At 34.6% G+C, this 10,961-nt stretch carries 10 protein-coding genes; 7 read left to right on the forward strand and 3 right to left on the reverse strand.

Annotated elements, in window-relative coordinates:
• Positions 1-3: 3 nt before the first annotated feature.
• From HCJ50_RS12290 to HCJ50_RS12305, 4 genes are all read left to right on the forward strand, one after another.
• Positions 4-534, forward strand: a complete 531-nt coding sequence (locus tag HCJ50_RS12290) for a DsbA family protein (protein WP_185348970.1) — start codon at positions 4-6, stop codon at positions 532-534.
• Positions 535-918: 384 nt separating this feature from the next.
• Complete coding sequence (locus HCJ50_RS12295; protein ID WP_185395737.1) at positions 919-2,196, forward strand: helix-turn-helix transcriptional regulator; 1,278 nt, start codon at positions 919-921, stop codon at positions 2,194-2,196.
• A 12-nt stretch (positions 2,197-2,208) separates the two neighbouring features.
• Entirely contained in the window at positions 2,209-3,012 is an 804-nt protein-coding gene (locus HCJ50_RS12300) for a hypothetical protein (protein ID WP_185349260.1), read from the forward strand.
• A gap of 43 nt (positions 3,013-3,055) precedes the next feature.
• The gene (locus tag HCJ50_RS12305; RefSeq protein ID WP_185349262.1) at positions 3,056-3,562 is read left to right on the forward strand and encodes a hypothetical protein; all 507 of its coding nucleotides are present in this window, start codon (positions 3,056-3,058) and stop codon (positions 3,560-3,562) included.
• A gap of 67 nt (positions 3,563-3,629) precedes the next feature.
• On the opposite strand, the gene HCJ50_RS12310 is transcribed toward HCJ50_RS12305, so the two are convergent.
• On the reverse strand, positions 3,630-4,574 hold the full coding sequence (locus HCJ50_RS12310) for a magnesium transporter CorA family protein (RefSeq protein WP_185349264.1): 945 nt from the start codon (positions 4,572-4,574) through the stop codon (positions 3,630-3,632).
• A 202-nt stretch (positions 4,575-4,776) separates the two neighbouring features.
• A complete protein-coding gene (locus HCJ50_RS12315) occupies positions 4,777-5,391 on the reverse strand; it encodes a YktB family protein (RefSeq protein WP_185349265.1) in 615 nt (204 codons plus the stop codon).
• 130 nt (positions 5,392-5,521) lie between these two features.
• Here HCJ50_RS12315 and HCJ50_RS12320 point away from each other — a divergent pair, with 130 nt between their 5' ends.
• From HCJ50_RS12320 to HCJ50_RS12330, 3 genes are all read left to right on the forward strand, one after another.
• Positions 5,522-6,295, forward strand: a complete 774-nt coding sequence (locus HCJ50_RS12320; protein WP_185349266.1) for an inositol monophosphatase family protein — start codon at positions 5,522-5,524, stop codon at positions 6,293-6,295.
• A gap of 191 nt (positions 6,296-6,486) precedes the next feature.
• Positions 6,487-8,325: a translational GTPase TypA gene (gene typA / locus HCJ50_RS12325; RefSeq protein WP_185349267.1), complete on the forward strand. Its 1,839-nt coding sequence runs from the start codon at positions 6,487-6,489 to the stop codon at positions 8,323-8,325.
• Between the two features lie 178 nt (positions 8,326-8,503).
• Positions 8,504-9,385: a DUF5068 domain-containing protein gene (locus tag HCJ50_RS12330; protein ID WP_185349268.1), complete on the forward strand. Its 882-nt coding sequence runs from the start codon at positions 8,504-8,506 to the stop codon at positions 9,383-9,385.
• Positions 9,386-10,471: 1,086 nt separating this feature from the next.
• Here the strand turns inward: HCJ50_RS12330 and HCJ50_RS12335 are convergent.
• A partial coding sequence (locus tag HCJ50_RS12335; protein ID WP_185395738.1) for an SH3 domain-containing protein occupies positions 10,472-10,961 on the reverse strand: 490 nt, incomplete at its 5' end.

A 10,961-nucleotide genomic window follows, 5' to 3' on the forward strand; every position in this document is an offset into this window, starting at 1 on the left:
TTCATGGATATTAGTCAAATTAAAGCAAGCATTGTAACGCCAGAAGTAGGGATACACGTAGGAGATAAGGAAGCTCCGGTAAAAGTAATGTCATTTATTAATCTACGTTGCCCATATTGTCGTGAGTGGAACGAAAAATCAAAAGATGTTCTAACAGAGTTTATTCAAGCAGGCAAAATCGAGCTAATCATTAAACCTTTTGATAAAGAAAAAGAATCACTTCAACGTGGAAATGTGGCGCACCGTTATTTAGACTATTCCACACCAGAAAAAACACGCGAAACAATTAATAAAATTTATAGTACACAAGGTGATTGGGGAAATCTATCTTTAGAGGAAGTAGCGACCTATATGGAAGCGACTCTAGGATTAACAGAGCAGGATAATAAAGAAGCATCTGAAAAAATTATCCGTGAAGCAAATGAAGCGAATATTGTATTTGTTCCAACTGTTATTGTTGGTGAACATATTTTCGATGAACACATTAGTCCGGAACAATTACGCACTTTATTAAACGACGAGTTAACTAAATAAAAAGAAAGCATCATAAATAAAATTAAGTTTAACCAATTAGAAATGGATTTGTTTATTCTCTGTATAGAGGATTCCGAATCCATTTTCTATTGATTGGGATTTATCGCGTTAGTCATTTTTTATCACCAAAGAACCTATTATTTAGTTGGAAATAAGAAAAAGTGATTTTTACCCAAATAAAACTAGAGAAGAAAAGAAAGGTACAAAAAGAGTTATCAATTCTAGCAAAAATTTTGCGGGAAATAGGTTTATTAACAAAATTTTTCTTCTTTTTTGAAGTTAAAAGGACCTGGTTATCATGCTGTTTTGTATGTGTGAAAACAGCTTAAATATAGCAATTTAATGTGTTAAAATATAGAGGTGGCAAGGGAAAGGAGTGAAAAGTTGTTAAAAGAACGGATTAATTTTTTGATACAGCAAAAGGGGATATCAAGAAAAACACTTGTTAATGGACTTATAACATTACCTCATTTTTCAAATATTCTAGCAGGACGTTATTTGTTAGCAGATGATATTGCAAAACAACTTGGAGAGCGCTTGGGTGTGACAACAGATTATATACTGCACGCAGAAGACAACTCTTTTGAAATTAACAACCAAGCCGAAAAAACTTTCCGTCGTATCGTGTTATTTCAACAGTTGGATGATGCATATGTGGCTTCGATACCAGAACAAAACGATGCGCTAGTACTCGAACTTTCAACAGCATTGATGAAAGCATGTTATTATCAGGCGACGAGCAATCAGGAAAATTACCAAGCATTGCATAAAAATTATTTAAATTTTTATCTGGAAAATTTTGATGATGTATCCATTTTAAAATTACCGCTCCCGTTAAGAAAAGCTTTTTTCTATTACAAACTACAATTTTATCGGTCCATTTCAAAATTAGAAGAAAGTAGCAAATATATGGAGTTGTTGTTACCTATCCTGGAAGATGATGCAGAGGTTTGGATTGCTATAAAGAAGATTGAGATGGAAGTCTTAGTAGCACTGAAATTATACGATAAAGCAAAAAAAAGTTTTGAAGACACACTGCATCGTGTTCAAAGTGAAAATCTATCACATCACCTTTCTAGCCTCTATATTGCAGAAAGTGCGTATTGTTTTTATTTGAAGCTTTATGAAGAGGCATTTGTTAATTTAGCTAAGGCAGAAGAATATTTAGTTTACATGGATGATTCAGCTGGTACGTATCTAGTCACTATTTTTAATAATCGTATTTTAATGCTGATTGCAACAAATCGATTGGGTGACGCCGCGCAGGAAGTGGAACGCTTTGAAAAATATCTTCACCAACAAAAGAATATAGATACAACATTTTGGACATTAATTGAACTACATAAAGCGGATATTGCATTAGCTGGTGGTGCAGTTGCGAAATTAGAAGAAATACTGGCAGGCTTGCAAAAAACGAATAAAACATCCGATCAAATATACGCAGTAAAATTTTATCAATGTCAGTTAGCGCTTTTACAAGAAAATTTTAAAACAGCAGAAGCGATAGCGGAAGAATGCTTACCATTTTTCGAACAAGCAAATAGTGCTAATAGGCTAATTTTGATTTATGAAACGATTGCTATCTGCGCAGAGCAAACAAGACAATATAAGAAATCTTCGGATATGTATAAAAAAATGACACAATTATTAAAAATGAATTGAGGGGAAATAACAATGAAAATAGTAGGAAGTTTAGGAAGAGCAATTGGTTTTATAATGATTTTTGGTTCAATGGCATATATATTTTTTAATCGAGATAATATGGAGGTTTTCTCTTCATCGGCCTTTCGGTATACACTATATGGCGGAATAGCAATCCTCGTTATCAGCAGTATATTACCATTGGTGTTATCAGGATTTGGCGGACGAGTTAAAAATGGAGTTCCTGCATTAGGAATTATTGAATCAGTTAGGCAAACGGGAACATATATAAACGAGCAACCGCAAGTAGAATTAAAAATACAAGTAACAGAGGAAAGTGGCGAACAATTTGATACAACGATAACCACGATAATCCCATTAACACAATTGGCGAGTTTTCAAATAAATTCCCCAATCAATGTTCTCGTAGGTGAAAATCGAAAAGTAGGGTTGCCAAAAGCGGGAGATCCAACACTGTCGCAAGAAAAAATGCAGTCCATATTTAATGTGGTAGCTGTAAAAAAAGGATTGATAAGTAAAGAATCACTAGAAATTAGTCAAAATGGTGTAGAAAGTTATGCGACTGTAAAAGCAATGAGACCAAGGGGTTCACTTACAGCAGAACGTGTGGAGTTAGAGCTAGATTTGGACTTAACGAAAGTAGATCAAAGTATCGTACCTGTTAGCGTAGTAAAAACATTTCCTGGCTCTAGTGTAGAACAACTACAACCTGGTCGTGTGGTTTCGGTTATTTATCTACCAAATCAACCTGAAAAATTAGTAATTAAAACGGTGGCCGATGCAAATACAGCTCAGTCGGCTTTCCAAAAAGGCTAAATAGGGATTTGTATTAAAATAAACGAATAAATGAGGATTAGAAATGAGCAATAACTCAAAAGCAAATCTGGCTATTTTTATCGCAATTTTATCTTTCATGAGTATCAACTTTTCTTTTATAGCTGTACCGAGTTTAATTGGTATTATTTGGTTAACTACTAGTATTATAGTATTAGTAGTAATGATTATTCTACTCATTCTGCTTAATAAACAAGCTAAAAACGACATAGAGTCAGCCTCGATCCCCTTAAAGGCAACCATCACGTGGTGGGAAACAAGTAGTAGTGCAGAAAGAGGAATCATATTCTATTTAGTATTATCTATTCCTCAAAAAGGAAAACAAATAGAACGCGCTTATTCTACTTCTGGGGGCATTGGTATCGTTGAACTAACACAATTTTTAAATCAGCATCCATTTGGTTCAAAACTAACTATTTTAACAAATGGCAAAGACTTAAAAGTGATTGTGTTAGAAGAGATACAACTTGTTATGTCAAATCATGGAGAAAAGCTGATATTAGAACGTTTTCACAAATCTAAAAAACATTAATCAATAAGAAAAAACGAATGTACTGTCTAACAAATGGTTAGATAGTACATTCGTTTTTTTGTCCTAGTTAAAAGAATTTCCTCCGCCAAAATACAATCGCAAGTGCGCCGGCAATTCCAAACGCAAATCCAAGCGTTAGCATCCACGCTAGAGGAGTATTCATAAAGGGTAATTTAACATTCATTCCATAAAAACTAAAAACCATGGTAGGAATAGTCAAGATGATAGTAAACGAAGTTAGGAATTTCATCACGATATTCATGTTGTTGGAGATAATCGAGGCATATGCATCCATCATCCCACTTAGAATATTTGAGTGAACTTCCGCCATTTCGATTCCTTGGCGATTTTCAATTATAACATCTTCCAGTAAGTCTTGATCTTCCTCGTACATTTTAACGATGTTTTGGCGCATCATTTTGTCAAGGACAACTTTATTGGATTTAAGGGCAGTCACAAAGTAAACCAAACTTTTTTCAATACCCATTAAATCATACAACTGTTTATTTTTCATTGATTCATGTAATTCTTTTTCGATTTCATCTGTTTGACGGTTTAAGCGTTTTAAGTGCCGTAAGAAAGTCGTTGAAATCATATATAAAATTTGTAAGGCGAACCGTGTTTTCATATGCGTATAAAAGCCTTTAATACGGTTTCGGATAAATGATTGCACAATGGAAGAATCAATCGTACATATCGTAATAAAGTAGTCTTTCGTAATAATTATCCCCATTGGTATGGTTTCAAATGAAGCATAATGAATATCGTCTTCATCTACTACCGGAAAGTCACAAACAATTAAAACGGAATCAGAATCATCGTCACGTTCAATCCGGGCGCTTTCATCTTTATCTAGTGGATCTTCTAAAAATTCTAGTGGGATTTCATAATTATCGGCAATTCTATTAATTTCTTCAGAAGTAGGGGCAACGATATTAATCCAACAATTGCGGGTTACTTCTTCTAATTCCATTAGTTTGCCATTTTCATCTGATTTGAAAATTTGATGCATGCTCTTTACCTCCTTTTTTTAACAGGTAAATTTCACGCGGTTTAAGTCTCGTTCCCGTGAAAAATCACCTGTATGAATACTTCGATGCGGACCAGGGTCACTTGCTGTTTGCTGTTCCTTTTTCACGTTCCTCAACTCCTTCAAACCAGTAATAATTCACAACTCTACCATTATACCTAGATTAACACTATTTGTACATCTTTTATTGTAAGGAAGCTTTATAGAATGGGATCAATTCATCTAGCACAGATTCCGCTTCTTTTAGGAAGGCTTTTCCAGGAGCCAAAGCGGTATCATCCGGCAAATATATTTTCCCTACTAAAAATTCCCCTTTTTTCACATCACGAAAACGTTCCAAAGTAGGCACTAATTCTCCACTATGTACGGGATAGGTTTTTTCTTCTGTATGATCTGGCGAAATCGCAAAACCATCTGGTAAATCAGCAAATAATTTTTTTTCTTTCAAAAAGCGATTGGCAATTTTGGCGCTTTGTTCATTTTCATAAATAAAAGCTAACCAAACAAATAAGTAGTTATCAAATAGCCCCACTTGAAAATGTGGATGTTTTTTATAACCACGTTTGTCGTGACAGATTGCTAACCAAGTGCTTTCGGGTGGGTTAACAGAACGTCTTTGGTGTCGCGCAATATGTAAAAACATTTCCTCGCCAAGCTGAGTACTTAAATACGTCGTTAATTCCTCGCCAGCTGCTTTAAATTTTGGTTGAATATCATTTTGAATCCCAGCCATTCTTGCTTCAAGCCCAGGAATTTGCATTGTTTTAAAATCTTTCTTTGTAAAGCCTTTAAAAGTCATAAGATTTCCTCCTAATTTTGCGTATAGTTTTATTATACGGAAGTTAAGTTCTGAGGGAAAGAATCTTGTTCTATTCAGATAATTCATTTTTGTGATAAAATAAACAAAACAGGTATAAAGAGGTGTGCGTATGGATAGCAAAAAAATAGATTATTTAGCACGTTTATGGATTATGGAAGCAGCGGCGAAAATTAAGCAGTCGTTTAAAGAAACATTAGATATTGATACTAAGTCTGGCAGAAATGACCTTGTAACAAATATGGACAAAGACACAGAAGCATTTTTTGTTCAACAAATCAAAGAAAATTTTCCAGAGCATCGGTTATTTGGTGAAGAGGGAATGGCAGATTCAGTAACCGATTTAACAGGTGTTGTTTGGATTCTTGACCCAATTGATGGCACACTTAATTTTGTTGAGCAACAAAGGGATTTCGCGATTTCGCTTGCTGTTTATGAAGATGGTGCTGGAAAGCTTGCTTATATTTATGATGTTGTGCGAGACGAACTCTATTTTGCGGAAAGAGGAAAAGGCGCAACAGTCAATGGCAAAACAATTCCGAAAATCAATCCAGATATAGAACTTCAAGATGCGCTGTTAATTGCAAATTTAAGTGTTACGAGAAAATTCCCAACAATGTGGGAGGCTGTGAAAGTTTCACGTGGCTTACGACTTCACGGTGCAGCTTCACTTGAATATATGGATGTCGCAACTGGACGAGCAGGAGCATATCTTTCTGCAAATTTAGAACCTTGGGATATTGCAGCGGGAAAAATTATTGTGGAGGAACTAGGCGGAATTGTAACTAGAATAAATGGCGAAAAAATGAATCTCTTAGAAAAAGGTACTTCAATCGTTGCGGCACCTAAAATTCATCAAACGCTATTAAATAACTACCTGCCTTAAAGAAAGCGCTCAACATAAAAAAACGGCTTTTCAGAAAATAAAAATCGTGCCAAATCCGCCTAGCTATGCTATAATAGGTAAGTTGATTTAAACGAGACGATAGCGACGGAGGAAAATAAATCTATTTTCCTCTTTCTTTTGGCTAATCTTCACGATAAATGTTTGGATTTTTAATTTAGGAGGAAACAAGATTGAATTTAAGAAATGATATTCGTAATGTAGCAATTATTGCCCACGTTGACCATGGTAAAACGACACTCGTAGACCAATTATTACGCCAGTCAGGTACATTCCGCGACAATGAAACAGTTGCTGAACGTGCGATGGACAACAATGATTTAGAAAGAGAACGCGGTATTACTATTTTAGCAAAAAATACAGCGATTAAGTATGAAGATACACGTGTAAACATCATGGATACACCTGGACACGCCGATTTCGGTGGAGAAGTAGAACGTATCATGAAAATGGTAGATGGTGTTCTTTTAGTAGTAGACGCATATGAAGGTACAATGCCTCAAACACGTTTTGTACTAAAAAAAGCATTAGAACAAAACTTAACACCAATTGTCGTAGTTAATAAAATTGACCGTGATTTTGCTCGCCCAGAAGAAGTAGTAGATGAAGTATTAGAACTTTTCATCGAACTAGGAGCAAATGATGATCAATTAGAATTCCCAGTTGTTTATGCATCTGCAATCAACGGAACTTCAAGCTATGATTCCGACCCTGCAGAACAAAAAGAAACAATGAAACCACTTTTAGACACAATTATTGAACATATCCCAGCACCAGTTGATAATAGCGATGAACCTTTACAATTCCAAGTTTCATTACTTGATTATAATGATTATGTTGGTCGTATCGGTATTGGCCGTGTTTTCCGCGGAACAATGCATGTTGGACAAACAGTTGCATTAATTAAACTTGACGGTACTGTAAAACAATTCCGTGTAACGAAAATGTTCGGTTTCTTCGGACTAAAACGTGACGAAATTAAAGAAGCAAAAGCAGGGGACTTAGTAGCACTTGCTGGAATGGAAGATATCTTCGTTGGTGAAACAGTAACACCATTTGATCATCAAGAAGCACTTCCGCTTTTACGTATTGACGAACCAACATTGCAAATGACTTTTGTTACTAATAACAGTCCTTTCGCTGGTCGTGAAGGTAAACATGTTACAAGTCGTAAAATTGAAGAACGTTTACTAGCAGAACTTCAAACAGATGTATCGCTTCGTGTAGATCCAACAGCTTCCCCAGACGCTTGGGTAGTTTCAGGTCGTGGAGAACTTCATTTATCCATTCTTATTGAAACAATGCGTCGTGAAGGTTATGAATTACAAGTTTCTAAACCTGAAGTTATCATTCGTGAAATTGATGGCGTGAAATGTGAACCAGTAGAAGATGTTCAAATTGATACTCCTGAAGAATTCATGGGATCTGTTATTGAATCAATTAGCCAACGTAAAGGTGAAATGAAAAACATGATCAACGACGGTAACGGACAAGTTCGTTTACAATTTATCGTTCCTGCTCGTGGATTAATTGGTTATACAACAGATTTCCTTTCAATGACTCGTGGATATGGTATTATCAACCATACATTCGATAGCTATCAACCAATCCAAAAAGGACGTGTTGGTGGACGTAGCCGTGGTGTTCTTGTATCAATGGAAACTGGTAAATCAACTACTTACGGAACAATGCAAGTAGAAGATCGCGGTACTATTTTTGTTGAACCTGGTACGGATATTTACGAAGGTATGATTGTAGGAGAAAATAATCGTGATGGCGACATCGCTGTTAACATTGTTAAAGCAAAACAAATGACTAACATTCGTTCTGCGAATAAAGACCAAACAAATGTTATTAAAAAACCACGTCATTTATCTCTAGAAGAATCATTAGAATTCTTGAACGAAGACGAGTTTTGTGAAGTAACTCCAGAATCAATCCGTTTGCGTAAAAAAATTCTTAATAAAAACGAACGTGAAAAAGCAGCAAAACGTTCAAAAACTGCTGAATAATTAATAATTCAAAAGCCAAATAGGTTTTGAGCGATGCTATTTATCACTTAAAACTATTTGGCTTTTTTATGCATTGTTTTTAGAAAAAAAGGGAATAAGAACAATGAGCTTGTAACACTATTGTAATATGTGAAGCTATTTGGTATATTATAAGTAAGTAGAAAAGGTGGTTAGTTATATGAAAAAACGAATATTTATTTTAACAATCTTAATTGTGATTTTGATAGGCGGTGTTGTAATTGGTGCATATGCCCTGAATGATACTCCAACAAAAGAAGCAGATAAACAAACAACTGAAACAAAGACTAAAAAATCTGCAGCTACGCCAAAAGAAGAAAATGAGCCAACTCAAACTGATAAACAAGAAACTACTAAAGATTCAGTAACTGATGACAAAGGAACAGTAACTAAAGGAAGTTCAGATGTAGAAAAAAATACTCCTTCAAAAAATAATACAGATTCAACAAGCCCGGAAAATAATGAGAATGAGGCAACACCAACATTTTCTTTATCCACAACAGGTTTTAAATATTCAAATGTAAAACCAGTTCTAGGTGGGTCTGTTACAACAACATACCTTTCAAGTTCGCCATCATTTCAAAAAATATTTCAAAATTTAACAATAGAAATCAATCAATATAAGGTAGAACATGTTGTAGGTGCAAACAAAACCGTTAATGCTAGTAATCCTGAAAGTTACCTAGCTAATAAAAATGGTTATGTTATTACTTTAGACTTATCAATAAAAAATACTTCTACCAAAGACAAAATGTATAAAGCAGACCAAATTAACCTAGTTGGAGCAAATGAGTTTGTTGGAGGCAGCTTAGATAATTTTATACCTACTAATTTTCATTTATTAGGAAGCAAGGCAGATCCCTATATTTTTACAGCTGGTAAATCAGCCCGAGGATTATTAACATTCACTATGACGGAAGCAGTATATAATGATTTGGCTACGGATCCTAAAATTGGTGTACCAAATCCAGATAAATTCGATTCGAGTGTTTCACAAGATAAAGCAGGAGACGACATAGTTGTTGCTTTCCCAGTAAAATAGAAAGAGTCTGGGGCATAAATCTCAGTAAAAAGAAAAATGGATTTGAGAATTCCTTTATAAGAGGAGTAATCAAATCCATTTTTCAATACATAAAAAAGGTCACTTTTGAAAGAATAGCAGTGATTAAACAATAAACTAATGAGGGAATCGACGGAAAAACACCTTCAATCTCTTTAGGTAAAGTCGAAAGATTATAATCAAGGACTTTGTTCGAAATAAGAGCTCCCGAAACATGCCTTTAAGCAGTTACAATGCTTTCTAACACGCAAACGGAAATGCCAACGCTATTTCACTATTTTGGCAATCGGAATAGCTTTTCTAAAACGGAATAGGCGCAACATTTATGTAGATGAAAGAGGAGTATATACATAATAAACAAATAAAAGCTGATTATTATTTACAAATAGCGATAAACAAGCAATATATCTTAGGTTACGGTGTATTTCCTAATCCCCCATATGTTACTTCTTTTTTTAAACTAATGGAAGAAAATTTTTTTTAGAATTACCGTCCTATATTGTAGTAGAAGCTGGATATGGTAGTGAACGAAACTATAAGATTTCAGCTGAATAGACGCGGTTAATAACCTATTCTATCTACTAAAAGGAGCAGATAAAGACATATAAAACAGAATCCATTTCTTTCTTGAAATTAGATGTACAAAGAACACTTAGATACTTTTCTCTGTTCAAATAACCTTTTCGTAATTTATAGCATTCGAACAGACTGTTACGGTTTTGCTTGTTATCTTAAGTACTATGAATGTGATAATTATTCCTCATGTTCGTTCCGTACAAATTGTACATGAGCTAAAAAAGGAGCGAACCAGCTTTTAATGTTTGAAGGCTTTTTTGTGCTGTACTCAATTATCTGTGCGGGGAGAAGAAAAAGCGAAAAGCGAATTAGGACTTACTCTTTTAATGGTATTTTTAAGAGAATATACTGCTACGGATAGTCACGATAAGCGTCACTATTTTTATTCCCAATAAAAAACCAGAACCAAAAATCTATTTGCACGATTTTTGCTTCTGGTTTCTATTTTTCAAGACTTATATCCTGGCCACTTTTTTTGGAAAAATAAAATGTTTACTTTACAAAGTAACTACGTTTCATCCATCCTGTTTGGTTATTATACGTAATTTGATAAAAATCATCTGTAAGAGTTGTATTATTTAGAGCTACTTTAGCTCCTTTAGGAATACTTATAACTACTGGACTATCCCAAGATGGACTTTGACGTAAGTTTACATCACTAGCTGCATACCAAGTTTCTAAAACGGAAGAAGTAGAAAAATAACTTAGCTTCATCCAGCCAGTTTTCCCATCAGCGGCAGTAACTTGATAGAATCCATTGGTTAATGTTGTATTATTTAACTTTACTTGTGTGTTAACTGAGATTGTTGCTGAAATAGGGCTGTTCCAATCAGGTTTTGAACGTAAATTAAGTTGAGAGGAAGCATAAAGTGTTTCTAGAACTGGTTCTTTAGAGAAATAAGATTCTTTCATCCAGCCAACATTGCCATTTACAGTAATTTTATAAAAGCCATTCGTTTCTGTGGTGTTATTAAGAGTGGCT

Source organism: Listeria immobilis (genome assembly GCF_014322765.1).
Taxonomy (GTDB): Bacteria; Bacillota; Bacilli; order Lactobacillales; family Listeriaceae; genus Listeria; species Listeria immobilis.

Bases quoted from the DNA above. Each gene is read 5' to 3' on its own strand.
- HCJ50_RS12305 (WP_185349262.1), top strand. From the start codon at position 3,056: ATGAGCAATAACTCAAAAGCAAATCTGGCTATTTTTATCGCAATTTTA.
- HCJ50_RS12290 (WP_185348970.1), top strand. From the start codon at position 4: ATGGATATTAGTCAAATTAAAGCAAGCATTGTAACGCCAGAAGTAGGG.
- HCJ50_RS12330 (WP_185349268.1), top strand. From the start codon at position 8,504: ATGAAAAAACGAATATTTATTTTAACAATCTTAATTGTGATTTTGATA.
- HCJ50_RS12315 (WP_185349265.1), bottom strand. From the start codon at position 5,391: ATGACTTTTAAAGGCTTTACAAAGAAAGATTTTAAAACAATGCAAATT.
- HCJ50_RS12320 (WP_185349266.1), top strand. From the start codon at position 5,522: ATGGATAGCAAAAAAATAGATTATTTAGCACGTTTATGGATTATGGAA.
- HCJ50_RS12300 (WP_185349260.1), top strand. From the start codon at position 2,209: ATGAAAATAGTAGGAAGTTTAGGAAGAGCAATTGGTTTTATAATGATT.
- HCJ50_RS12310 (WP_185349264.1), bottom strand. From the start codon at position 4,574: ATGCATCAAATTTTCAAATCAGATGAAAATGGCAAACTAATGGAATTA.